Below are 26,148 nucleotides of genomic sequence, written 5' to 3'. Positions count from 1 at the left end.
TTTATATTCTATCCAACCTCTACCACCGACTTTTCTTTAACAACAGAAAGTGCTATTCCTAAAAGCATTCCAACTACTGCTGGTACTACCCATCCTAACCCCTTTGAATAAAAAGGTAAGCTACTACATAAATTTGTAACAAATCCTAACTTTACACCTACTTGTCCTAGTGAATCAACTAAACTTACAATTCCAGTAAACAATATAGTTAAACTATAAACTATAGAACTCTTATTAAATAAAGTATCTAACATTGATAATAGTATAAGCATTAATGCTATTGGATAAATTGCATTTAGTATTGGTACAGATATTGATAAAATTTTTGTTAATCCCATATTTGCAAGTGTCATACTAGAAACACATAACACTCTAACCCAAGTTTTATATGATATTTTATTATTTAGTGATTGAAAATATTGGCTACAAGATGTTATAAGTCCAACACTAGTTGTTAAACAAGCTAAAGTAAATACAACAGCTAGTAATACAGCGCCTGGCTTACCAAATATATACATTGTCACATTTGTTAACGTCTGCGCTCCATTTTCAGTAGTTCCAAATCTTTCACCACTACTTGCACCTAAATATGCAAGCATTGAATAGATAATTACTAACAAAGTTCCAGCTATTGCTCCAGCTTTTATTGATGTTGAAACTATCACTTTTTCACTTTTAACTCCTCTAGATTTTATTGCTAAAGCAATAACTATTCCAAAATTCAAGGCTGCTATAGTATCCATAGTTAAATATCCATCTAAAAATCCTTTAACAAAAGGACAAGTCATATACTCTCCTACAGGTTCTCCGAAACTTCCTAATGGTTTAAATAAAGCACCAACAAATATAACTAATATTAAAATTAACAAACTAGGTGTCAACACCTTCCCCATACGATCAACTAATTTAGCTGGTGATAAAGAAAGCCAATAAGCTATAATAAAAAATATAAATGTATATAATAACAATGCTAACGTTTTTGATATACCCTGTGGCAGATATGGTGCTACTACCATCTCAAAAGGTAAACTCCCTGCTCTTGGAATTCCTAAACAAGGTCCTATAGATAAATATATTAACACTGTAAAAATTATTGCAAAAATAGGATTAACTCTTTTAGCAAGATTAGTCAATCCACCACATTTAGCAACAGATATTACTCCTAAAATCGGAAATCCCACAGCTGTTATAAAAAAAGCCCCCATACATATCCAAGTTTTTATGCCAGCTGATTGTCCTAGAAATGGTGGAAATATTAAATTTCCAGCCCCAAAAAATAATGAGAAGAGCATTAATCCTATAAGTAATAAATCTTTTTTTGATAAGTTTTCATTTGATAAGTTTTTCATTTACAATTTCCCCCTCGTTTAAACATAACTTCTTTTCTATAATTTATAATATCAATCTCAATTTCCATGAAATCCCCCCTTATAAATAAAAATTATAAATTTTTATAAAATAAAAAACTCGCCCCTAAAATAAGGGACGAGTTAAATCGCGTTACCACCCTAATTCTATAAAATAATCTATAATAAATAGACCTTTATAGCTCTTAGTTACGTATCTATCAATACGCTTATCTTTTAACGGTGAAAGACTCCGGCAAAACTTACTTAAACTAAATTCAGTTTTACTTCTCAGAGATGATTTTCCACTATACCTTGAACATTGGCTTACAGCAAAATGCCAACTCTCTGTAGAACAAAATATTGCTTACTTTTTCTCTTCATAGAATTTATTTTGTTATTTATTGTTTATATGTTATACTCAAGTTTATTTTTTGTCAATAGCTAAATTTTAAAAATATTTATAATTAATAAAATTTTAAATTATAAATATTTTATCCTTACATTTGTATTTTTATATAACTTTTTCATATATTCCACTATTTTAAGATATATATTTAATCATAATAATTTATAAATTTCTTTATTTATATTTTAGTTTAATTACTATACTTTGTATTCTCCATGAACACAATTTTCTCTTTTTGTTTTTTAGCTTATTTTCTATTAAAGCTTTATTCTTTATTATTGGCCTTATTATTTAAATTAACAAAAATAACGTTGTAATTCTAAAGCTTTTCTTTATATTTTAATTTTAACTAAGTATCTCTAAAAATTTAATAAAAAACTATTTATTTTTTATTTTCCTTTGCTATAATACTAAATGAATTAACATAACTTTTCTTTACGGGTAAAATTACTATAATTTAGTTGAAAAATATGTTAATTTTATTATTAAAAGATTAAAACTTATTTATAGATAAACTGGTAATTCTATATTAGTTGATACTTTTAAAAATAAATTAAACACTAAAATGCTAATTACTCTCACGATACATGCGAAAGTGTATCTTAATTAGATAAATTTAATTTAGAAGACAGTAGACATACTGTTTATGACATTAATTTAAATCCTTATTAAAAAATGATTAAGTATTGCGCACTTAATCATTTTTTTGTTTTTTATATAACTTAAACTAATTTAAATATTGTCTCTATACATTCTTTTATTATTTATGGTGACAGTAATTAAACATTTTGTATTAATACAATCATATTATTCAATAGCTATTAAATTTATTTTTATAACTTTACTTAATAATTGCATTTCAGCTATAAGCTCTTCAATATCCCCTTCAATATTTAATATATCTAAAGTTATTGTTATGTTCGCTGCCTTATTTATAGGAATATCTTGATTTATTGTTATTACATTTCCCTTAAACTTTACTATCGTCTCAAGTATCTCAGATAAAGCTCCATATTCGTGACTTGCTAATATTGAAATTGTAGCCTTTTGCCCTTTTACATCCTCTGTCATCAAAAAAACCTTATCTCTATATTTATAATATGCACTTCTACTAATCCCTACTACCTTAACTCCCTCTGTTATATCCTTTACATGTCCTTTGTATAACAATTGTTTAACTTCAACAACCTTACTAAATATTTCTGGTAATACCTCACCATCTACAACAAAATAATTATTTTCCATACTATTCCCCCTTAATTATTAATCCTAAAATTTTAAAACATCCAGTTTTTTTAATATAAAGTTACTTTAGAACTTTTTAAAAATATATTAACCTATGAATTCTATTCACTTATTATATTTTGCAATTCTTGCTCTTTGTACTCTTCATAAATACAATCTTTTCTTTTTGTGTTTTAGCCTAATTTCTATTAAAGCTCTATTCCTTATTATTGGTCCTATTCTTCAAATTAACGAAAATAAAGGTGTAATTCTAAAGGTTTTCTTTATATCTTTATTATAACTAAGTATCCCTAAAAATTTAACAAAAAACTATTTATTTTTTATTTTACTTTGCTATAATACTAACTACATTAACACAAACATTCTTAATTTATCAAATTATTACAATTACACTATAAAAGGAGGTTAATTGACTTATGAAAAAATTAGGACTTATACCAAAACTTATAATAGCAATAGCACTTGGAATTATTTTTGGAGCATTCTTTCCAAGAAGAGTAGTGGAGATTCTAGCGACCTTCAACTCCATATTTGGAAACTTTTTAAACTTTGTTATACCTCTTATAATTGTTGGATTTATAGTTGCTGGAATAGCAGAATTAGGGACAAGCGCCGGAAAGATGCTTGGAGTAACTACCCTGTTTGCATATGTATCTACACTTATAGCTGGATTCTTTGCATACTTTGTAGCATCTAAATTATTCCCATTTTTTATAGCTACTACAAAAACTTTATCAAATGCAGTTAATCCAGAAGATCATTTACTTAAACCACTTTTTCAAATTGAAATGACACCTTTAATGCCTGTTACAACAGCATTAATATTAGCATTTCTTCTTGGTTTAGGTATTGCATCAGTTAAAGGAAAAACTTTATTAAATGCATCGATAGAATTTCAACATATAGTTAAGAAAACAATAGAAAAAGCTATAATTCCATTATTACCAATTCACATAATGGGTATTTTTGCAAATATGACTTATGCAGGAGAAGTAAGCAGAATATTATCTGTATTCTGGAAAGTATTCTTGATTGTACTTGCAATGCATATATTAATGATAATATTCCAATTTGCAGTGGCTTGTTTGGTTGGTAAAAAAAATCTTATATCTTGCTTAAAAAATCAAATTCCTGGATACTTAACTGCAGTAGGTACTCAGTCCTCAGCAGCTACTATTCCAGTAAACTTAGAATGTGCTGAAAAAAACAAAGTATCTAGAGGGGTTAGAGAATTCGTAGTTCCACTTTGTGCAACTATACACCTATCTGGAAGTACAATTACTTTAACATCATGCGCTATAGCTATAATGTTATTAAATGGCATGGCACTATCATTTAGTCAATTTGCTGGTTTTATAGCTATGCTAGGGGTTACAATGGTTGCAGCCCCAGGAGTTCCAGGTGGTGCTGTAATGGCTGCACTAGGAGTTCTTCAAACAAATCTTGGTTTTAGTGAAGCTCAACTTTCTTTAATGATTGCTCTATACATCGCACAAGATAGTTTTGGTACTGCTTGTAATATATCTGGAGATAATGCAATTGCTATCTTAGTTGATGCTTTTAAAGATAAATTGACACCTAAAAATGCTAGTTACTCTAAAGATACACCTGAAAATGTATCTTAATTAGATAAATTTAATTTAGAATGCAGTAGAAATACTGTTTGTGACATTAATTTAAATCCATACTGAAAAATGATTAAGTTTTGCGCACTTAATCATTTTTTATTGCCTGTATTTTCACTAATATATATTTTTATAAAACCAATGCCTCTTATTATCTATTTTATATAAAATATTCTTCTTTATATTTCTCCAATTCAATTACCACATAAACATTTCTATAGAGAAACAAGCTAATCTTGAATCATAATTATGGACATCTACATATAATTTCTTTCTAAATACACATAAAAAATTAAAACATTTTTATCCTGTAAGCCTTATAAAAGTTGTAGTATTTATAACTCTAAATATGAAAACTACCTTTAGTATATTATTCTCAGATATTCTCATTTTATTTTCTAAATATGTAGATTTAAATACTAATTTCACTTTTATTGACAAATTGTGAATTTTTTTAGGAACAAATGGTTTTTTAACAAAATTATATACAATATGTAAAAATTATCTTATTATATTAAATATAAGTTATTGCTACAAACTTATATTAATACACCAAAAATTTTCAAAATTCATAATTTTAAAGCAAGGAGATGATAATCAATGAAAAAAAAATCTTTATTAATTGGTGTTATTGCCCTGTTAATGGGTATAAGCATCGGTAATTTTAAAACAGTTCATGCAAACACTAATGCAACAGGAATGTATGTTAGTCCTACAAATGTAAAGCCATCGGATATTATTACTAATGATTGGAGTGCAATCAAAAACCCACCATATACATATTGGGCAGTACACAATTGGAATGCCGGTGGGGAAGCAGGTGGCTATGCTGGTTTTCAGCAGCGTGCTGACAGGCGTACAGCTCATTTTGCAATTTGGGATCCAGTATCGGTTAGACAGCCAATTGAAGCAGAATATCTTTCTCCCAATTCTACTTCATCCCGTTTTGGCGGTGAAGGTGAAGGAATGAAAGTTGAAACAAATTATAATTGGCAACCCAACAATTGGTATAAAATGACCATGCGTAATTGGCAAGAAGATGGACACACAAAATTTGGTCAATGGATACGGGATGAATCTACTAAACAATGGAAACAGATAGCTATTCTAGATTTTCCAGTAGCAAATGTTAACTTTAATTGGGGTACTGGAATGTTCCAAGAAGACTGGGCAGGAAATGGTCACCAAGAAAGAGAAGCTAGATTAAAAAATTTTTATAGCAGAAATGTTTCTGATAGCTTATGGAATTCTTTAAACAAACAAAAAATAACTAGTCAATATCCTAATATGAACTGGAATGGCGGAGGAAATTCAGAATATGTTTGGGTTAGTGCAGGTGGTAATGCAAAACCATCTATCAGTAGTGGCCAAGTATTTCAATTAAATCAACCTAATACACCTAATGTTGGGAACTTAGATTTTGATATCACAAATAAAAAATACGAAAATGGGAAATTAAACATATCATGGAAATTAAAAGAACAAAGTACACCTCAATTTAAAGGTAAAATAGAAATTTACGATAACTCTAGCATGACAGGTACACCTATTAAAACTATTAATAACATAAAATCCTATGAAAATGAAATAAACGAAGTTGCTAATTTAAATATTTCAAAGGGACTGTATGCTAAAGTAATATTAACAGATTTATTCGATAACGCAGTTACTAAGACTGCTACTCTAATTAATGGAAATGGAGAAGAAAATAAAGGTTCATCTTTTACATTTGATTTTAAAGGTTATAGTGACAAACAATTTGCTAAGCTTGATCTTAATCTTACAAACTTAACTAGCAAGCTTACAATTGAAAATATTAAAACTCATTACTACTTTAATGATAGCTATGCTTCAATTTTAATTCAAAATGAATATGGACAAACTATTTTTGATAAAGACTTTATTGGTAATAAAGTAAACGAAGCTATGGTAAAAGAAATACCTTTAAAAGAAGGTTATTATTTAACAGTTAAACATAGAGAGTATTCAAATAGGTTATTTATAATTAATAATGATAAAAACTTATCACTTAATAAAGGTGCCACTAATTCATATAAGATTAGTAAAAATCAGCTAAAACCAATTAATGAAAACGATATACCAACTCCTGATAAAAATCCTTGCTTAGGTGAAAACTTTAATATCACATTTAAAGGCTTAGGTGACTGGGTTTTTGCAGAACTAACTTTAGATTTATCATCTAAACAAGCTAACCTTGATATAAATAAAGGTGAACCACACGTTTATTTTACAGATAGTTATGCTTCAGTTGTAATTAAAGACATTGAAGGAAATAATGTTTATTCTGAGGATTTTATCGGAAGTAAATCAAATACTGATTTACTAAAAAATATTTCAATTGAATCTGGTTATTATATAACAATAAAACATAAAGAACCAGATAGTCGTTTAATAATTACCAATATAAACAACAATTTAGAATTAGATAAAGATAAAACCATAACTTATAAGATAACTGATGTTGGATTAGCTAAATGTTCAGAGAATGAAATTCCTACTCCAAGTAAACCAACTTATTATGGAAATGAATTTAACACAGTTTTTAAAGGATATGGTGATAGAATTTTTGCAGAAATGAACATGAATTTAGATGAGAAGAAAGCAACAATAAGTATATCACAAGGTATTGTTCATAGTTATTTTTCAAACACATATGCTTCAGTTTTAATTAAAAATGCTCAGAACGAAACTGTATATTCTAAGAATTTTATTGGAACTAATAACTACTCCAAAAATAGTGAAACAGTTTCTCTTGATGAGGGCAGTATAATCACAATTACTCATTTAGAATTTAGTAATAGATTACAACTAATTAATACAGAAAATCAAGCTGAATTAGAAAAAGGTTCTTCTGTTACTTATCAAGTTATAGATGGTGGTTTAAAGAAACTTGATTAACAAATCAAGTTTCCCACTGTTTAAATATATATAAATAAAATAACTATTGCTCAACTAAATTAAACATTAGTTGAGCAATAGTTATTTTATTTTGATAATATCTACATATATATGGTTATTGGCTCGAAACATTATATTAATATAAATTTTTCTTAAAATACTCATCTATACTGTTAAAACATGTATCTACCATAAATTCTATTTCTTCTTTACTAATAATATATGGTGGAATAAAATATAAAACACTTCCTATAGGTCTTAACAACAATCCTTTTTTAAGGGCAATTTTGTAAATTTCATAGCCTACCCTCATGTTGCAAGGATAAAGTTGTTTAGTATCTTTGTCTTTTACTATCTCGACAGCTGTTATCATTCCTATACTTCTTACCTCGCCTATATGTTTTGATGACTGGGCTCTTTTTAATGATAGTTCTTTTATAAGTTTTCCTTTTTCTTTATTAAGTTTTATTATTTCATCCTCTTCAAATATTTTAATATTTTCTAGTGCAATTGCACATGCCATGGCATTACCTGCATATGTATGGCTATGTAAAAATGATTTTTTTTCATTATAATTGCCATAAAAACAATCATATACTTCATCAGTAGTTATAATTACTGACATAGGCATATATCCAGCAGAAATCCCCTTTGAAAGGCACATAAAATCTGGACTTATATTTGCATGATTGCAGGCAAACATTTCACCGGTTCTACCAAATCCCATAGCAATTTCATCTGCAATAAAGTGTATTTTGTATTTATAGCAAACTTCTCTAAGTTTCTTTAAATATATTGGTGAATAAATTTTCATACCTGCAGCTCCTTGAACCATAGGTTCAATTATTAAAGCACTTAGTTCTTCATTATTTTTTATTATACATCGTTCAATAAATTCAAAGCATTCTGCATTACAGCTTTCTCTATTTAAACCATACTTACATCTATAGCAATCTGGCCCCTCTACTCTTATGGTATCTAAAAGAAGTGGCTTATACACCATATTAAATTCATCTATATCACAAACTGATAACGCTCCTAATGTTTCACCATGATATGCATTACTTAGAGCTAAAAATTTTTTCTTTTTTATATTTCCAATTTGCATATTATAATGAAAACTCATTTTTAAAGCTATTTCTACAGCGGAAGATCCATTATCAGAAAAAAATACTTTATTAAGCTTGTCTGGAGTTATATTTACCAATTTTTCTGCTAACTCTATAGCTGGTTTATTAGAAAAGTTAGCAAATATAACATGTTCAATATTATCTATCTGATTTTTTATAGCCTCATTGATTCTTTTATTACTATGTCCTAAAGTATTTGTCCACCAAGATGATATACAATCTAAATACTTTTTTCCATCAATATCATAAAGCCAAGCTCCCTCACCTTTTTCAATAACAATTGGATTAAGTTCCTCATAATCTTTCATTTGAGAACAGGGATGCCATATATATCTTAAATCTTTTTTTACATACTCATTCATAATACCACCTCGCTTTATCTATTATAAAAAGTCCATACATTTGATTATATTTTCTAGTTTCAAGTCTTTATCTGCATTATTCCTTATTCTATCAACAACATTAACTTGTAAATTTTCTATTTTACTTAGTTTACCTATAATAGAAACTCCCGTAAGCTTTTCTATCATTTTAATATTGTCATTACAAATCGCATTATTCTCATAATTGTTTATTATAATCCCATTAATTTTAATATTTAATGACTGTAGATATTTAACAGTTAAAACTGTATGATTTATTGTTCCAAGTCCTGCATTTGCTATAATAATAGTACTCATACCTAAATCATTGATAAGATCTTTAAGAATATATACTCCTCTTCCACCATCTATTAGTGGACAGATTATGCCACCACTTCCTTCTGCAATTATGTAATCATATTTTTCTTTTAAATAATTATACTTTTTTCTTATCTTATTTAAATCTATAAGATTATTTTCTATTTTTGCCGCTAAATGCGGTGATACAGCTGATTTATAAATGTAAGGTGTAATATTTTCATAAGGTTCTTCTAAATTGCTTACTTCACTTACAAGCTTTGTATCTCCTGGAATAAGCTCTCCATCTATTTTTAATGCTCCACTTAATGCTGCTTTAAAATAAATAGCATTATAACCATTCTTTCTTAAAATATATATAATTCCTGCCGTAACAATAGTTTTTCCTACATCAGTATCTGTACCAACTACAAATATTCCTTTAGTCATTCTCTCTTACCTCTAAATTCAATTCAGTTATCATTTTTTTATCATCACATATTTTATTACCTGATGTTGTTAAATAATTTCCTGTAATTGTTGCATTTGCACCTGAATTAAAACATTTTTCACCACTTTTATTTATAAGGTTTCTTCCTCCTGCAAGCCTTATAAACGCTGTAGGATTTATAAATCTAAATATTGCTACTGTCTTTAATATCTCATTTTGAGTTAAGTTGACTGTATTTTCTAAGGGTGTGCCTTTCACTGGATTAAGTATATTTATAGGAATAGATTTAACGTTTAAATCTCTTAATTGAAATGCAAGGTTAACTCTATCATATAAATTTTCTCCAAGCCCGATAATCCCACCTGCACAAATATCCATTCCAGCTTCTTTAGCTGCATTTATAGTGCTTATTCTTTCATCATAACTATGCGTTGTACATACATTTTCATAGTAATTTCTACTAGTTTCCAAATTGTGATGATACATAGTTACCCCTACTTCTTTTAACCTACACAATTTATCATACTTTATTATTCCTAATGAAGCGCATAAATTTATTTTCACTTTTTTATTTAATTCTTTATATATCTCTAAAATTTTTTCAAAGTCATTATCATTAATTCCTCTACCACTAGTTATCAAAGAAAACTTATTTACTCCTTCTTTCTCATTTTCATTTGCCAACTTTAAAACTTCTTTTTGCGAAACTAATCCATATACTTCTGCATTTGTCATATAGTGAATTGATTGAGCACAAAACTTACAATCTTCAGAGCAATATCCAGACTTTGCATTCTTAATAGTACACAAATCTACTTTACTACCACAAAAAAATTCTCGGATGTTATCAGCACTGTTGCACAATTGATCTATATCACAATTTTTTTTAATATATGTTAACTTCATAGCCTCTTCAATACTTATAAATTGCATTGCTAAAACCTTTGCTTCTAAGTTTTTAATAAATTTTTTCATACTTTAATCCCCTTTTAATGTTTGATTAATCTATATATCCACCTATTTTTAACATAGGCAATAATTTTATTGAAATATGTGCTATAAATAATGTTAATATCAAATCCCCAGGTATGCATACTATAAATCCATAAAAAAAAGCAAAGTAAAAAGAAATATTTTTTTCTTGATATAAATTAGAAATAACATACAAATACGGAACACCTAATAGGTATATAAAAAGCAGCCCTGAAGTCAACATGAACACTACTTTTGATAAGTTTATTTTTGTGGTCTTTTCTCTTATTTTTCCTATAACATAGGCTGCTATTATAAATCCTATGAGATATCCAAATGTAGGTTTAAATATGTAATTAATCCCTCCGCCTTCAGTGAACACTGGTATACCAATAAGTCCAATACTTATGTATATCATTTGTGATAAAGCACCTAATCGTGAACCTAATACTATACCAGCTAATGCACAAAACATATATTGAAGAGTAAAAGGAACATACGGTATAGGAACTTTAATAAAGGCCCCCACCGCTGTTAAAGCTGCAAACATAGCAACTAAAATTAATTTTTGTGTGTTTTTCAAATAATTACCCCCATATATTTTTTATTTAATAATAATAAATATATAGCTTATTGTCAACTTAAATATTTAATTCAGTTTACAATAAGCTTTGAAAGTATTTTAATAGAAATTGTCTTTTACTAACTTAAAGTAACTATTTATATATATCTATATAAGTGTGATCTATCAAGATGCATTTCTTCATCACATTCTCCACATATTCCCATAATCTCATATGTATAACAAGTTACACTAGTTGATAAAATAAATGCTGCTATTAATTCACCTAAAGCTACTTTTTTTTATAATTTATTATAGCTTTTATATTAGAAATATTTTTTTTAAAGCAAATATATTTATTGTATTTTAGGTTAATTTATTTTATATATTTTATTAAATATAATTTTAATTTTCATAGCCAATTATGGATTAAAAACTTACATATTACAGATAATATTTTAAAGCAATAAATTTTTAAACGAGGTATTTACTATGAATATAAATAATAGTGGAAAAATAATTATATTGTTTTTTCTTTTAGCATTATCATCTTTCTTTTCAGCATCTGAAACTGCACTAATGTCTTTAAGTAAATTACGGGTTCGATACTTAGTTGATCAAAATATAAAAAATGCAGATATTGTAAGTAATTTAATTGACAATCCAAACAAATTGTTAAGTGCTATACTGATAGGTAATAACATAGTAAACATTGGTGCATCTTCATTAGCCACAGTAATTGCAATTGATTATTTTAGTAGCGCAGGAGTTGGTATTGCAACAGGAATAATGACTATTCTTGTATTAATTTTTGGTGAGATTACCCCAAAATCTTTTGCTGCAAATGACCCTGAAAAAATTTCATTAAAAGTATGTAAAATAATATCTTTAACTATAATTATTTTAAACCCTATAATAATTATTTTTAATAAGTTAACTGAACTTATACTAAAATTACTAGGAAGTAAAAATAATTCTAAGAAACCTTTTATAACTGAAGATGAATTAAAAACCTTAGTTAATGTTGGACATGAAGAAGGCATATTAGAGATTGAAGAAAAAGCTATGATTCATAATGTTTTTGAATTTACGGATTTACAAGTAAAAGATATTATGACACAAAGAACTAATATAATAGCTATTCAATTATGTACTCCATATGAAGATATAATGGAATTATTCAAAGAAGAACATTTTTCACGTATACCTGTATATGAAAATAATGTTGATGAAATTGTAGGTATACTACATCTAAAAGATTTAATTTTTCATAATATTGATAATGATAACTTTGATATTAAAAAACATTTAAGAACACCTTACTTTACTTATGAATATAAACCTATTTCTGAACTTTTTTCAGATATGAGAAAAAAAAGAGTTTCTCTTTCAATTGTTCTAGATGAATATGGAGGAACAGCAGGTCTTATATCAATTGAAGATTTAGTAGAAGAAATTGTTGGCGATTTAGATGATGAATATGATGAACACACTAAAAATATAGAAATAATAAATGAACATGAATTTTTAGTTGATGGGTTTACTAAACTTTCTGAAGTTAACGAAATTCTAGGTTCATCTATTGAATCTGAAGATTTTGATACTATAGGTGGTTACATAATCGGCGAATTTGGTTGGATTCCTCAAGAAGGAGATATGATAGAAGTGAAGGACTTAACTTTTATTATTGATAAAATTGATAGAACTAGAATTTCCTTAATAAAAATAATAAAACATCCTAAAATTTAATATTTTTAGGATGTTTTATTATTTTTATTCTTATATTATTTTGATATTTCTTACTTATAATTCTACAAAAATTTATTAGAAATTTGTTTAATTAGGCTTAATACATTTATACTATTCTTGAATTTTGTCATAATATAAAATAAATTTTTTCTATATTTTTACAATTTGTTAATTGTAATATCTTTTATTAGTTGGTATAATTTGGATAAATTAAATATTGCAAATACTGTTTTCTTCTACTTATTAAAAACTTAGATATACTTATTATCAAAATCACTAAATATTAAACATCATTTACTAACTTTAATTTAAGTAGTCTTAGTTTAAATTAAGTAGTTTATAAATAATTTAAGAAAGGGGGAACTCCTATGAAAATAATTAGAAGGAAAAATAAATCTGCTAATATAAAATGCTATTATCCATTACCAGAACATGCACCATGCCCAAGATACGGACTGTAGTTTTTTACAACTATTAATAATGACATACTTACCACCGGTTAACGCCGGTGGGTTAAATTTATTATTATAAGATTCCAAGTACACTTTTTTATAATTAATTTTATATAAATCCAATTAACATTTTAATATCTTTAGTTCTTATAAGGAAGGAGCTTATTTATGGATTATAAAATCTCTCGATTCAATATAGTAGTGCCAGTAGACAATAGCGATGAACTTATTTTATTTAATTCAAGAGAATGTTCATTTGTTGTTTTAGATAAAGAAACTCAAAATTTTTTAACGGATATAAATAAAATTAATGAATATGATGACGAAGTTGTAGAAAACTTAATTGATTTAGGATTTATAGTTAATATAGATTCAGATGAAATTGAAGATTTAGTTGAATCAACTCAACATGCACGCTTAGCAAATGAATCTTTATCAATTACAATAGCGACAACACTAGATTGCAATATGGCTTGCCCTTATTGCTTTGAGCATAAAAATAAAAAATATTTAACTGAAACTACTGCAGATAAAATAATAGCATTTATATTAAATAAATTATCCACAAACCAATTTAAAAAGTTACTAATTACTTGGACCGGTGGAGAACCATTATTAAATAAGGATATTATTAAATATATAACTGAACCTATAACAAAACATTGTATTGAAAATAAAATAGACTACCATGCATCCATAATTACAAATGGATTACTTCTCACAGAGGAAAACGCTAAATTTTTACAAGAAATGAAAGTTAGAGATGGACAAGTAACCTTAGATGGTTTTGAGGAAACTAATAATAAAAGAAGAATTGCTTTAAATGGTTATAATAGTTTTAAAACTATTTTTAAAAATATAAATGTTGCCTGTACATATTTTGCTATAGTAATCAGGATAAACATTGATAATAATAATAAATATGAAATTAAAGATTTACTATCTTACTTATATAATGATTTAAATTATAAAAGTAACAAAAAAATTTCAATCACTCTAGCTCCAGTATCTGGATGTGATTCTGCCCTTACATTAGATGCCTATTATAAGTTTTATAGAGATATATACGAAGATTATATGATTGATGATAAAGTTGAAAAATTTTATCCAGTTCCTTTAAGTTTTGCTTGTGGAGCACTTTGTAAAGATTCTTATGTAATTGGACCTGAAGGAGAAGTGTATAAGTGTTGGGAAGAAATAGGACAAAAAGATTTAACTATTGGTACAGTTGATAATCTATGTGATAATTGTGAGCGCTGTCAACAATATTTGAAAGATTTCTGGCCTAAGGAATGTGAGGAATGTTCATATTTACCTATGTGTCACGGTGGATGTCCAATAAAAAGAATAGATAATAATAATAAACCTATCTGTGCACCCCAAACTCAAGCTATGGATATATATTTAAAAAAATACTATAAACTTTGGGAAAATGAAACTGAAGAATGTTCATAAACAACAAATTAATCACCAAATTTATTATACAATCTTAAATATATAATAAATTTGGTGATAACTTTTTTTAATATAAATAAATTTTTGAACTATAATTTAAACATATTATCCTCTCTTGTTTTAAACAAATAAAAAATTTATAGATTTATACTACTATTATAAAAATCAAAATCTTATTATTTATTTAAATTTATTCTTTTATAAACACTACATTTTTACATGTAACAAAACGATTAATTCTATATCATGATTATTCTAAATATACATTTTTTAATAATTTTATAATCCATCAACCCTCAAAAGTTCTACAATACTTTTTTTACCCATAAAGTGATATGCAACATATGGAATCAACAAACCTAAGACAAATAATATTGGAAAAATGATTACCAGTGATAAAAAATTAAATTTGAAGTTTAAAAACCAAATTTGATTGCATAGTGGTCTCACTATAAATAGTGAACTTCCTATGCTCAATAAGATAGAAATTACCAAAGTAAATATGACATAATAACATCCTTCTAAACATAGCATTTCAACAAGCTGCCTTTTGGTCATACCGATACTTTGTAGTATTGCAAGTTCTTTGCGACGAACCAAAATACTAGTTAAAATGGTATTGATAAAATTCAAAATACCAATTATTCCAATAATGAATGCAATAGTGCCTCCAATCAATATGATTGTATTCTTAATATCTGTAACACCTGCTAAGGTATTGAGTTTAGACTTATAACTCATTGTTGGTTCAACACTATTCGTATAATTTTTTAGAAATTCCTCCATATCAGCTTCTTTATCTTCTGTAGCATCAAAAACATAACTCATAGTATAGGTATTGCCAGTAACTTCTTTATAACCCTCCACTGGAAGAAAAAAGCAGGAGTCCACCCAATCATAAGTATTTCCCTCGTTTGCAATAACATGTCCAAGTACAGTTACTTCATGAATATTACCATTATAATTCAATTCCAACTTATCTCCAATACTATGATTCATACTTTTCATGTCCATATGACCGCGGGAATCTACCCAAGCCCCCTCTAAGATGTACTTCCCTGTTGCAAGTTTCTCTATATCTATTTCACCATCTACTAATTTCATACGGGAAAATGGAAATTCATCCATACCATATATATGTGTAGGAAATGAACCGTCTTTCTGCTGATTGCTGCAAGTTTGTTTAGTGGTTTTGCTTGTGTATGTAGCTCTACAGCCGTATTGGCGACCACCGGTTTTAAATCCATCATGTTGTTCTACAGCAGTTATAAAACTTTCGCTAAGGGCACTTTCTGCATTAACTTTGTACTGAAAAAACAAGTCGGTATTACCGATGCAAAAATCTGAAGTATTGGCATTTTTGAGAGCATTCTCTGGATCTACGCTCTGCGAAAAATTAAAAACTGTGTTAGTTAGCACTATGCTAAGCGAAAGACTTATAATAACTAGCACAGTACGTTTCTTATTTCGTCCAAGATTGGCCCATGCCATCCTTTTTTGAGGATTTCCATTCCTTGTCTTCTTCTTTTTTTTCTTACCATTGTTAAAATTGTAATCAGTATAGGAAACAGCTTCCATTGGGGATACTTCTGCCGCCATTTTTGCTGGCTTTCGAACGCTTATAAATACGGTGATTAGTGTAAATATAGATGCCAACATAAAAATAAAAGGATTAGGCGATACAATTACTGTATTCCCCTTAAAACTAGATTGTATCAGTAACGTTGGTAGCAATGCCTTACCCATTAAAAAACCGCCACAAAGCCCCAAAGGAATGCCAAGTAATGAAAGCATAAATGCCTGTCGGTTAATGATTCCATAAAGTTGACGTCCTGTGGTACCAATAGTTTTCAATAACCCATAAAAGTGCATATCATGTAAAACAGAAATTTGAAAAATATTATAGATGATTAGATATCCTGTGAATACAACTAACAATAATGCACAAGATAGTGCACCAGCTGTTCCAATCCCCACTGTTGTATGCTTGGACAAATATCGTGGATTTATTCCTGTATTTATATAATTTTGTGCATTTAAATCCATAGAAAATCCGCTATCTTTCACTACCTTCTCCAGGTCTTTTTCAATGTTTTGCTCATCTTTAAATTTTATAATTCCAGCGATGGTTCCAGTTTCTTCCCGATCTTGGCGGTAGGTGCTTTTCAATTCATCCAAATGAGCATTAACATAAGCCTTAGATGCAATAATGGTACCATTCCTCACACCTGGATAACTCTTCCACCAACCGGCAAGTATGAAATCCCGTGCAACTTTTTTATTGTGGATAGTAAACTCTAGTTTTATATGAGTTCCCAATTTTTGTGGGATACCAAGCATTTCTAGTGTTGTCGTATCGGTGATAATCTCTTTTTCTGTCTGAGGTTTATGCCCAATTGTAGGCTCAACAAACGCATATTTCAAACCAAGATCATCATAATACCAAAACTCTGTGTATCGCTTCATAAGTGATTGATTATCTACGCTGTCAGCAAGTTTGCGACAATAGGCAATTTCCTTTATCAAAGAATGACTGCTTATATTGTCATACTCTGATTCAGTCATATAATTTATACGCGCTTGTCCATCACCACCAGACATTATCATGTCAGCACGCTGTATACTTTTTACCATACCAAACCCCATAGTAAACATACCGGTAAATAAAAGTGAAGTTAGTGCAATTGCAAAGACAGCTATAATGTTGCGTGTTTGGGCAGAGTTAAAATTCTTAACTGCCAATTTGCAAATTATCTTTCTGTTTTTCACTCGAATCATATGGTATCACCACCTGATATTTTTCCATCTTCTATACGAATAATACGGTCTGCAAGCTGTGCAAGTTCTTCACTATGAGTAATCATAACAATAGTCTGATTGAATTTTTTTCCTGTCACTTTTAAAAGCCCTATCACATCCTGACTGGTCTTGCTATCTAAATTGCCAGTAGGTTCATCAGCAAGTACAATAGCTGGTTTTGTTGCCAATGCTCTTGCAATAGCAACCCGTTGCTGCTGTCCACCAGAAAGTTGATTTGGTAAATTTTCTAGTTTGTTCTCAAGGCCTAGCACCTTAATAACTTTATTTACATAACTTTTGTCAGGCTTGTTACCATCTAACTGTATAGGTAATACAATATTTTCATAAATATTTAGCATAGGCATAAGGTTAAAACGCTGAAATACAAAGCCAATTTTACGGCGTCGGAAAATTGTCAATTCTTCCTCTTTCATTTTTAAAATTTCTTTGCCATCTACCATTACATTTCCACTAGTTGGACGGTCAAGACCGCCTAGCATGTGAAGAAGTGTAGATTTCCCACTACCTGATACCCCTATTACTGCGATAAATTCACCGTTTTCTACAGAAAGACTAACACCATCCAGCGCACGCACAGCCATTTCTCCACTCCCATAATATTTTTTTAAGTTTGTCGTTTCTAATATGGTTTTCATAGTGTCCTCCCCAAAATTTACATCAAAATTTTTGTTATACAAAAATAATAACAAAATTTTCTTTCCACATTCTTTCTGAAATCTATCAGTTTTGAAAGATTTATCTTTTCTCTGTTGGTAGAAAAATAGAAAAGGTAGAACCGCCTCCTTTTGTTCCAGATACCTTAATATAACCTCCTCCGCTAGATATAATTTCTCGTGTCAGAAACAATCCTAGTCCCACACCTTCATACTCACGTACCTTTGCAGAACGGTAAAATCGTGTAAATATTTTTTCCTTTTCATCTGTTGCTATACCAATCCCTTTATCTATAATATCAATCCGAAAAAACAAATCATATGATACAGTACAAATTTTGATGTTGCTTTTTCTAGGAGAATATTTAACTGCGTTATCCAAGACATTATAAATTGATTCAACAGTCCATTTTGGATCATAATAAACCGTACCATTTGCTAACTCAGTTTCAATTATAATATCTTTTTCTTCTGCTTTAGACAGAATTTGTGCAATAACAGCATCGATTAACGCCTTCATGGTACCCTTTTGAGGATTTACAGTAATAATCCCACTTTCTAGACGAGAAATTTTCATTAAGGCTAGTATTAGAAAATCAAGTTTTTCGGCCTGAGTAGCTAGTGCTTTTGCGCATACAGTACTTTCTTCTGGCAAATCATGTTCCATAAGAATCTGTGAATAAAGAAGTATATTTGCAACTGGTGTTTTGATTTGATGGGATATGTCAGAAATCAGATGCTTGATATTTTCTTTTTCTATAGTCATATTTTTTGAAGATACAGCACAAGATGATAAAAAATGAGACATTTTTGCCTCTATAGCTGACAATACAGATTCATCAAAGGTATTTTCAATGAAATCTCCATCTATGGCATTATCTAACATAGTTGTCAAGGAATTCATAACCCGACGCATTTTCCTACGATATAGAAGGATGATGAAAATTACAGGAAATATTGAAATAACTAAAAAGATTCCTATTATAAAAAAATACTTGTCCATCACATTACCGACCAAGTATAACCAATGCCGTATACTGTTTTAATATATACAGGTGAAGAAGGTGTGTCTTCTAATTTATCACGTAATCGCTTAACTGCAACTGACAGGGCATTTTCATCTACATATACAGCATCATCCGTCCATACGGCATCCACCAATTGCGCCCTTGTAAGGGTATGTCCTCTATTTTCAAGTAAAATACGTAATAATTTTTGTTCAGTTTTGCTCAATTCAATGAAAATGTTATTTTTTAAAAACTCCATTCTTGTAAAAGAGAATTGAAATTCATTAATTGATATTGAATCAACAATAGCAGGTGCATTACTTCGAAGTCTAGCACCTACCCTTGCCCTTAGAATCATCAAACTAAAAGGCTTGGTTATATAATCGTCTGCTCCTAACTCAAGACCTGTAACCACATCTATTTCCAAATCATTTGCAGTAAGAATTATTACCGGAACAGCTGATTCCCTCCTTAACTCTTTTAAGAAATCCAATCCATTTCCATCAGGCAAGTTGATGTCAAGAATAATAAGATCAAAAGTATTGTTTTCAGTTTCTCGCCACGCAGAATACAAATCCTGTACTTGTACAAATGTAAATTCACTGTCTTTTAAAGCGAGCGCTATCCCCTTCGCTAAGGACAAATCATCTTCAATAATTAATATTCGTTTCATTTATGGTTGTCTCCCTTAACTAATTCTCATTAGGTTTTCCCTATTACTATAGTATAAAAATATAATTTCCTATTTTATAAAAATTCAATACTAACTTTAGTTTTTTTATCATTTAAAAATTGTCTTCTTAGTATTGTAATAAATCTATCATCATTAAACTATATCTTTATTGATTTTAAATTCAAAGTTTATTTACATTTATATGAATTCTACAATATTTTACATATTCCTCTAACTTAATTTTTAGATTTCATTTTAATTACACAAACTCCAACACTTTTATAAAAAATATATAGAAGATATGAATTCTTTATTAAGCTTGTATATAATAAACTTCTAAATTCTTTTTTAATAGCTTAAAAAATTACCTTTCTACACTTTCTATATTTTAATTTTGAAAAAGGGAAACGGCGGTTTTGATTATTATTTCAAAACCGCCGCATAGCCCCATTGGGGCCAAAAAAGTCATCTGCCACAACTGCAGTTTTTCATTACCACAGTTACGCACTAATTTACTTTATTTGTGTAGTATAAATTCTATATTTTTAGATATAAAGTACATTTTGAGAAAATCGTCAACAACTGGAATAGATGTTTTTTGATTTTTTATTAAATTAATATATATTATCAAGACATATCATCTCGAAGTGCATCAATAATATTTTCTTTTTTTATCTTATTAATAGTGTATAGCATTGTAATAAACACGATAAATAAAACACCAAACACACTGATTCCAATGCTGCCCCACGGAACCACAAAATCGATATCGTCTGTTACCATTACTTTATGAATTAACCATGAAGTAATTATAGCTATAGGAAGTCCAAATAGTAACGCTCTCGCCCCATAAAATATACACTCAAAATTCATCATCTTCTGAAAATCATGCTCAGACATTCCCACAGATCGAAGCATAGCAAGCTCTCGACGACGCAACTTAATGTTTGTGGAAATTGTGTTGAACACATTTGCCACCGTAATTAGTGATATCATACTGATAAAAGTATACGCAAACACATTAGCAATGAAGATATAATTGCGATTATCATCCATTAATCCATACATATTATATAGATTATACTGGGATGTAACCCCCTCACTCATGATGATTTTTTCCATTTCTGCAACTGACTGAGTAGGATTCTTTGATTTAAAGCTCATACTTTTTATTCCTGTAGAAATATCAGAAGATGCAAATTCATTTTTCATCGAATAAGGAGCCAACACCATAAAGGAAGTTTGCTTAATCTCTGAACTTATATCCCTTGGGGGGCAATCAGGTGGTACAATTTTGACAAATGTAATATCAACGTTTTGCCCCTCTACCATCTTCGACTGGTCCTTAATTTCAGGAATTAAAGTAACATTAGTAGAAGAACTCTTGAAGATATCAATAGTATCATCCACCCCCTCAATCATAGAAACAGCAATCATTTTTGCATTTTTCCCAGTATATTCTTCTGTAGGTAAACCTTGATCTTTGATAATATTCAGGTAAGTACTGTCATCAAGAAACTGCATATTTACTGGTAGATTCGCCGTTTCATACTGAGAATACGAACCTTTATACTTCAAGTAATCCTTTGTAAGCTCACTTGTTTTAACAATGGATGAATAGGTTATACATTCTTGATATAATCCTTCATAAACACCATTAGCAGTTTTAAACTTATCGTAGAGCTGTAGCATTTCGCTATCCTTCATGTTCTGTGTGGAAAAAATGATATCATGTTCAGTAAACTCTAACGTCTGATTTGACATTTGTTTCAGATCAACTACCAAAACACTTGTAGATATAAACAACACTATACTTAAAATAAGTGATAGTACTATGCTGCGATAGCGTTTTTTATTTCTTTTAAAGTTTTTCAATGCAAGGGTTCCTTCCAAACCACAAATGCGTTGTATGAGATTTGATGTTTTAACAGCTTTAGATTCAATTTTCACCTCATTTGTTTGTCGAATACATTCCATTACCGGTGTGCTAGAAGCTTTTCTTGCTGGAATGTAGGCTGAAATCAAAATGGTAACCATGCTTACCACTGCTGCAACAATTATTGCAGTTGTAGACAACGTCAAAGTCAAAGGGGTGTTGAGATAGAGAACACTTGCAAATTTTTTAGCAACAACAGAAATTACAACACTAATACTGCTTATACCAACAATAACTCCAATTGGTATGCCAATTGCACCAATGCAAAGTCCTTCAAACAGCACCAAATTTCGTAGTTGTTTTTCTGTAGCTCCAACAGATGAAAGAATTCCAAACTGCTGCATACGTTCGTTCAATGACATATTAAACGAATTATAGATTAGAAAAATCGAGCCTATCATAATAATTGCCAACACAATGCCGCCAAAGGAATACATAAATATATTGAATAAGTTATTGTCGGAAATGCCTATAAAACGCAACACATTATCATTCAAAACATAAGCATGATCTTTAATACTACTTATGTATGAATGAACTTTATGGGGATTTTTTAATGTGATAAACATACTGAAACTATCCGTCTTGACTTGTTCATCTGCTTTGGTTATCAAGGTGTATCCCGGTGCTGAAGACTCCTCAAAGACAGGTCTTCTGCAGATACCTACAACTTTATAGTTTCTCTCATCTTGTGTCATAAGATTTTCACTTCCGTCGGTATATGGGGCACTCTGATCAAGCTTGTCTTTTCCACTCATACGACTTCCCACTGCCAATGAAAGAGTATCACCTACTGCAAATTTAACTCCTCCATCTGTTGAAACTTTCCCCGAAACAAGAATTTCTCCACTATTTTCAGGTAATCTCCCTGAAGCCAGAGTTATTGGTAAAGTATCAAAAGCTTCTTCGCTGAATCCAGCTATAAAAAGATATGGTTTTTCAGGATTTTTGCCACCATCAAGTGCTGCATATCCAATATTTTTAAATGTTGCGGTATTTGCAACTTCATCATTATCTATCTGTTTCTGTACAAAAGAAGAATTAACGTCTAAGAACGCTACGTGCCAATCACCATATTTCGATATGGCACCATTTTTCATATAGTTTAGCAAAGTAACACCAAAGGTAATGACTGCCGTTATCATAGCAGCAGATAGAATAACTCCTATAATAGTTACAAGTGTTCTTGTTCTACTCTTTTTCAGTCCTTGCAATGCAACTTTATTAAAAATGTTCATGAACGAGTCACCTGTCTCTCATCACGTACTACTTTTCCATCTGCTATGCAGATGATTCGATCTGCTTGCAGCGCAATATTTTCATCATGTGTGACAATGATAAGGGTCTGGTGATATTTGTTATGGCTTTCTTTCAGTAAATGAATAATATCCTGTCCATTTTTACTGTCTAAGCTACCAGTAGGTTCATCAGCAAGCATAACTGCTGGTGCATTCATCAATGCACGACCGATGGCAACACGTTGTTGCTGACCTCCAGAAAGTTGGTTTGGCAAATGTGCTTTTCGTTCTGTTAAGCCAAGTAGCTCCAGCAGGTCATTTAGTCTTTCCTGATTAACTTTACGCTTATCCATAAGTATAGGTAGAGTAATATTTTCCACTACATTTAGCGTTGGTATCAAATTATGAAACTGATAAATCAATCCAACCTGACGCCTGCGGAAAATAGCAAGTTTTTCATTGCTCTGTCCATATACATCTTGTCCTTCTAAGTATACCTTTCCACTTGTTGGTACATCCACTCCTGCGATGGCATGTAGAAGTGTGGATTTACCAGAACCAGAGGAACCGATAATTGCTGTAAATTCTCCTTTTTTAATAGTAAGTGAAACATGATCAAGGGCGGTAACCTGGTTTTCACCCTTGCCATAGACTTTGCATAAATTTTCAATCTTTAAAAATTCCATTATGTGAGTCTCCTTTCTAATGGTTTACCTATATAATAGAATCTTCAACTTACATCTATGTGACTTTCAAGTGAGAGATTCGTCACTTTTGGAAACGAATAGAAAATATTGCACCACCCTGACGGTGATTTTTTGCAGTAATCGTCCCGCCCTGCCGTGTTATAATCATCTTACAAAGAGCCAATCCAATTCCGTATCCTGTAGCATTTGGGTTTTTTCCACGATAAAATCTGTCAAATAAACATGGTAAATCTTCTTTTTCAAATCCCCTACCACTGTCGTGAATAGCAATCTCAGTAAACAGTGAATTGTCAGTACATATAATCTCAATTTTTCCATTTTCGCCTGCGCTTTCCATACAATTTTTCAGGATATTTTGAATTGCTTCTGAAAGCCAGCCTGAATCACCCTGAATAACCACACCTTTAGATACATTTATTTGCAAATCAATATGGTGCAGTTCCATTGGTATTAGCAAAGGGCGAGCGGCAGCGCATATCAAGTTATTTACATCTATTTTTTCACATTGAAACACTACAATACCTGCGTCTAAACGAGATAATTTTAATAGGGACGTGATAAGCCAATCCATACGTACAAGCAATTCCTCTGTTTCCCTAATCAATGCTCTCCTTTCATTTTCCTCGGGGTTATTCGTAAGCAATGACAAAATAAGATTTACAGATGTGAGAGGAGTACGAAGTTGATGGGCTATGTCAGCTAGCGAATCAGCAAGATGTTTTTTTTCCTTTTTTAGTGCATCATTTTGTTCCCTAATACGCATCGTCATTTTTGTTATCTCACTTTGTAAAATAGAAAGTTCACCTTCATCCGATTCACTAATATACAAATGGTCATCATTATGAAGCACACAATCGATTTGATCTGAAATTTGTGAAATACTTTTATATCGAGATTTGGTAAATACAAAAAACGCTGTTCCAAATGCAATAACAGAAACAATGGTAAGTATTCCCGCTGCTGCATTTATTGCAAATCCCAACGTCACATTGATGGCAGCTATTAATGAGAATAAAATGGTAAACTGTCTAAATTCTCTATTTCGAAGCATGTTCGCCCCCCAATCTATACCCCATTCCTCGAACAGTTAAAATTATTTGCGGTTTTGCTGGATCATTCTCTATCTTTTCTCGCAAACGTTTAATGTACACGGTTAGTGTATTATCATTGACAAACTCTCCTGCAGCATCCCACAATTCGTCAAGTAACTTACCTCTGGTTATAATACCTTTAGAATTACTAATAAACACCAGCAATAATCGGTATTCTAATGCTGAAAGAAAAATCTCTTTACCATTTTTTTTAACAATACCACTTGCCGTATCCACATGAAGCCCAAGAATCTCAAAATCCGTTCCAAAACGCCCACTTTTTCGCAGGGCCGTTCCAATTCGCGCAATCAATTCACGTGGACGAAAAGGTTTGGTGATATAGTCGTCCGCACCCATATTCAGCCCAGTAACAACACTTGCTTCATCGCCAGAAGCTGTAAGAAAGATAACGGGAACATCTTCCGTTTCTTTGATTTCAGTGCAAACCGTAAAACCATTTCCGTCTGGCAAAGAAATATCAATCAACGCCAAATCAAATTTATTCTCAGTAATGGCTACAAGCGCTTCACTACGAGTAGAGGCATGAATTACTGCAAATCCCTCAGAACGGAGTAAAAGCATAAGGTTTTTAGCGATTGCTTTATCGTCCTCAACCAAAAATATCCTTTTCATTCATTTTCACCAGCCTTTACTTTGTTGCCTCTATATCGTTCATCAACCGGTTTTTCAACATCAATAGGAATAAGCCCTGTATTTTCTATTTTTTTAGCTTCATTAATCCGTCTATCAGAGCAATAGTACACTACCATTCTGTCTGTAATCCCCCAATTTTTGTCTACTTCTTTTGTTGTTATATACTCCACCCATAACACCTCCATAATTTCATTATATTTCTTTTTACAAAAACATACAACTTCAGTTATAAACCAACATAAAGACTACCAACGCTTGATTTTCACTTTAGTTATAGACTTGAAAATTGATATAAAAAACTTACAAAAATAATCAATGTATTAATGTCAATATTTTTTTGTATGATTGTGCCAATATTCTTATGTACAGTTTTGCTAATTAGTTTTATTAGATAT

At 30.0% G+C, this 26,148-nt stretch carries 19 protein-coding genes and 1 other annotated feature; of the genes, 4 read left to right on the top strand and 15 right to left on the bottom strand.

The features are described 5' to 3' along the window. Positions 1–8: 8 nt before the first annotated feature. Entirely contained in the window at positions 9–1,349 is a 1,341-nt protein-coding gene (brnQ, locus tag AZI32_RS08350) for a branched-chain amino acid transport system II carrier protein (protein WP_061995404.1), read from the bottom strand. Positions 1,350–1,478: 129 nt separating this feature from the next. Then, positions 1,479–1,739: a binding site (T-box leader), on the bottom strand. An 823-nt stretch (positions 1,740–2,562) separates the two neighbouring features. After that, positions 2,563–3,000, bottom strand: coding sequence for an ACT domain-containing protein (locus AZI32_RS08345; protein WP_061995403.1), 438 nt, complete (start codon positions 2,998–3,000; stop codon positions 2,563–2,565). A gap of 416 nt (positions 3,001–3,416) precedes the next feature. Here AZI32_RS08345 and AZI32_RS08340 point away from each other — a divergent pair, with 416 nt between their 5' ends. Next, on the top strand, positions 3,417–4,625 hold the full coding sequence (locus AZI32_RS08340; RefSeq protein WP_061995402.1) for a dicarboxylate/amino acid:cation symporter: 1,209 nt from the start codon (positions 3,417–3,419) through the stop codon (positions 4,623–4,625). 600 nt (positions 4,626–5,225) lie between these two features. Further along, positions 5,226–7,544 carry a putative mucin/carbohydrate-binding domain-containing protein gene (locus AZI32_RS08335; protein WP_082761186.1) on the top strand — a complete coding sequence of 773 codons (2,319 nt, stop codon included), beginning with the start codon at positions 5,226–5,228 and terminating at the stop codon, positions 7,542–7,544. Between the two features lie 136 nt (positions 7,545–7,680). Here AZI32_RS08335 and bioA read toward each other — a convergent pair whose 3' ends face one another. Genes bioA through AZI32_RS08315 form a run of 4 tightly spaced genes read right to left on the bottom strand, consistent with a single transcriptional unit; the run spans position 7,681 to position 11,339 of the window. Beyond that, the gene (gene bioA, locus AZI32_RS08330; protein ID WP_061995401.1) at positions 7,681–9,036 is read right to left on the bottom strand and encodes an adenosylmethionine--8-amino-7-oxononanoate transaminase; all 1,356 of its coding nucleotides are present in this window, start codon (positions 9,034–9,036) and stop codon (positions 7,681–7,683) included. A 21-nt stretch (positions 9,037–9,057) separates the two neighbouring features. Further along, positions 9,058–9,783, bottom strand: coding sequence for a dethiobiotin synthase (gene bioD / locus AZI32_RS08325; protein WP_061995400.1), 726 nt, complete (start codon positions 9,781–9,783; stop codon positions 9,058–9,060). Then, the gene (gene bioB, locus AZI32_RS08320) at positions 9,776–10,759 is read right to left on the bottom strand and encodes a biotin synthase BioB (protein WP_061995399.1); all 984 of its coding nucleotides are present in this window, start codon (positions 10,757–10,759) and stop codon (positions 9,776–9,778) included. The genes bioD and bioB overlap by 8 nt, the downstream gene beginning before the upstream one ends. A 25-nt stretch (positions 10,760–10,784) precedes the next feature. Then, complete coding sequence (locus tag AZI32_RS08315; RefSeq protein WP_061995398.1) at positions 10,785–11,339, bottom strand: biotin transporter BioY; 555 nt, start codon at positions 11,337–11,339, stop codon at positions 10,785–10,787. 471 nt (positions 11,340–11,810) lie between these two features. On the opposite strand from AZI32_RS08315, the gene AZI32_RS08310 reads away from it, so the two are divergent. Both AZI32_RS08310 and AZI32_RS08305 read left to right on the top strand, forming a co-directional pair. After that, positions 11,811–13,067: a hemolysin family protein gene (locus AZI32_RS08310; protein WP_061995397.1), complete on the top strand. Its 1,257-nt coding sequence runs from the start codon at positions 11,811–11,813 to the stop codon at positions 13,065–13,067. Positions 13,068–13,687: 620 nt separating this feature from the next. Beyond that, the gene (locus AZI32_RS08305; RefSeq protein ID WP_061995396.1) at positions 13,688–14,974 is read left to right on the top strand and encodes a radical SAM protein; all 1,287 of its coding nucleotides are present in this window, start codon (positions 13,688–13,690) and stop codon (positions 14,972–14,974) included. A 279-nt stretch (positions 14,975–15,253) separates the two neighbouring features. On the opposite strand, the gene AZI32_RS08300 is transcribed toward AZI32_RS08305, so the two are convergent. The 9 genes from AZI32_RS08300 to AZI32_RS08260 form a co-directional block, all read right to left on the bottom strand. After that, positions 15,254–17,752, bottom strand: coding sequence for an ABC transporter permease (locus AZI32_RS08300; RefSeq protein ID WP_061995395.1), 2,499 nt, complete (start codon positions 17,750–17,752; stop codon positions 15,254–15,256). Beyond that, positions 17,749–18,429, bottom strand: coding sequence for an ABC transporter ATP-binding protein (locus AZI32_RS08295; protein WP_061995394.1), 681 nt, complete (start codon positions 18,427–18,429; stop codon positions 17,749–17,751). The genes AZI32_RS08300 and AZI32_RS08295 overlap by 4 nt, the downstream gene beginning before the upstream one ends. Positions 18,430–18,529: 100 nt before the next feature. Continuing rightward, positions 18,530–19,450 carry a HAMP domain-containing sensor histidine kinase gene (locus tag AZI32_RS08290; RefSeq protein ID WP_061995393.1) on the bottom strand — a complete coding sequence of 307 codons (921 nt, stop codon included), beginning with the start codon at positions 19,448–19,450 and terminating at the stop codon, positions 18,530–18,532. After that, complete coding sequence (locus AZI32_RS08285) at positions 19,450–20,127, bottom strand: response regulator transcription factor (protein ID WP_061995392.1); 678 nt, start codon at positions 20,125–20,127, stop codon at positions 19,450–19,452. Before AZI32_RS08285 ends, AZI32_RS08290 begins: the two co-directional genes overlap by 1 nt. A 627-nt stretch (positions 20,128–20,754) precedes the next feature. Beyond that, on the bottom strand, positions 20,755–23,301 hold the full coding sequence (locus AZI32_RS08280; RefSeq protein ID WP_061995391.1) for an ABC transporter permease: 2,547 nt from the start codon (positions 23,299–23,301) through the stop codon (positions 20,755–20,757). Continuing rightward, the gene (locus AZI32_RS08275) at positions 23,298–23,987 is read right to left on the bottom strand and encodes an ABC transporter ATP-binding protein (RefSeq protein ID WP_061995390.1); all 690 of its coding nucleotides are present in this window, start codon (positions 23,985–23,987) and stop codon (positions 23,298–23,300) included. Before AZI32_RS08275 ends, AZI32_RS08280 begins: the two co-directional genes overlap by 4 nt. A gap of 82 nt (positions 23,988–24,069) precedes the next feature. Next, on the bottom strand, positions 24,070–25,059 hold the full coding sequence (locus AZI32_RS08270; protein ID WP_061995389.1) for a HAMP domain-containing sensor histidine kinase: 990 nt from the start codon (positions 25,057–25,059) through the stop codon (positions 24,070–24,072). Continuing rightward, complete coding sequence (locus tag AZI32_RS08265) at positions 25,046–25,732, bottom strand: response regulator transcription factor (protein WP_061995388.1); 687 nt, start codon at positions 25,730–25,732, stop codon at positions 25,046–25,048. The genes AZI32_RS08270 and AZI32_RS08265 overlap by 14 nt, the downstream gene beginning before the upstream one ends. After that, positions 25,729–25,923, bottom strand: a complete 195-nt coding sequence (locus AZI32_RS08260) for a hypothetical protein (protein WP_061995387.1) — start codon at positions 25,921–25,923, stop codon at positions 25,729–25,731. Before AZI32_RS08260 ends, AZI32_RS08265 begins: the two co-directional genes overlap by 4 nt. Positions 25,924–26,148 lie beyond the last annotated feature (225 nt).

This window comes from Clostridium sp. ATCC 25772, from assembly GCF_001573875.1.
Taxonomy (GTDB): Bacteria; Bacillota; Clostridia; order Clostridiales; family Clostridiaceae; genus Clostridium_J; species Clostridium_J senegalense.
Note: the sequence above shows the minus strand (reverse complement) of the source record. Positions and strands in the feature narration are given on the sequence as shown.

Excerpts from the sequence above, each read along its gene's own strand:
- brnQ (WP_061995404.1), bottom strand. The coding sequence starts at position 1,349 with ATGAAAAACTTATCAAATGAAAACTTATCAAAAAAAGATTTATTACTT.
- bioD (WP_061995400.1), bottom strand. The coding sequence starts at position 9,783 with ATGACTAAAGGAATATTTGTAGTTGGTACAGATACTGATGTAGGAAAA.
- AZI32_RS08340 (WP_061995402.1), top strand. The coding sequence starts at position 3,417 with ATGAAAAAATTAGGACTTATACCAAAACTTATAATAGCAATAGCACTT.
- AZI32_RS08345 (WP_061995403.1), bottom strand. The coding sequence starts at position 3,000 with ATGGAAAATAATTATTTTGTTGTAGATGGTGAGGTATTACCAGAAATA.
- bioA (WP_061995401.1), bottom strand. The coding sequence starts at position 9,036 with ATGAATGAGTATGTAAAAAAAGATTTAAGATATATATGGCATCCCTGT.
- AZI32_RS08275 (WP_061995390.1), bottom strand. The coding sequence starts at position 23,987 with ATGGAATTTTTAAAGATTGAAAATTTATGCAAAGTCTATGGCAAGGGT.
- AZI32_RS08270 (WP_061995389.1), bottom strand. The coding sequence starts at position 25,059 with ATGCTTCGAAATAGAGAATTTAGACAGTTTACCATTTTATTCTCATTA.
- AZI32_RS08335 (WP_082761186.1), top strand. The coding sequence starts at position 5,226 with ATGAAAAAAAAATCTTTATTAATTGGTGTTATTGCCCTGTTAATGGGT.
- AZI32_RS08280 (WP_061995391.1), bottom strand. The coding sequence starts at position 23,301 with ATGAACATTTTTAATAAAGTTGCATTGCAAGGACTGAAAAAGAGTAGA.
- AZI32_RS08285 (WP_061995392.1), bottom strand. The coding sequence starts at position 20,127 with ATGAAACGAATATTAATTATTGAAGATGATTTGTCCTTAGCGAAGGGG.
- AZI32_RS08305 (WP_061995396.1), top strand. The coding sequence starts at position 13,688 with ATGGATTATAAAATCTCTCGATTCAATATAGTAGTGCCAGTAGACAAT.
- bioB (WP_061995399.1), bottom strand. The coding sequence starts at position 10,759 with ATGAAAAAATTTATTAAAAACTTAGAAGCAAAGGTTTTAGCAATGCAA.
- AZI32_RS08310 (WP_061995397.1), top strand. The coding sequence starts at position 11,811 with ATGAATATAAATAATAGTGGAAAAATAATTATATTGTTTTTTCTTTTA.
- AZI32_RS08295 (WP_061995394.1), bottom strand. The coding sequence starts at position 18,429 with ATGAAAACCATATTAGAAACGACAAACTTAAAAAAATATTATGGGAGT.
- AZI32_RS08265 (WP_061995388.1), bottom strand. The coding sequence starts at position 25,732 with ATGAAAAGGATATTTTTGGTTGAGGACGATAAAGCAATCGCTAAAAAC.
- AZI32_RS08300 (WP_061995395.1), bottom strand. The coding sequence starts at position 17,752 with ATGATTCGAGTGAAAAACAGAAAGATAATTTGCAAATTGGCAGTTAAG.
- AZI32_RS08290 (WP_061995393.1), bottom strand. The coding sequence starts at position 19,450 with ATGGACAAGTATTTTTTTATAATAGGAATCTTTTTAGTTATTTCAATA.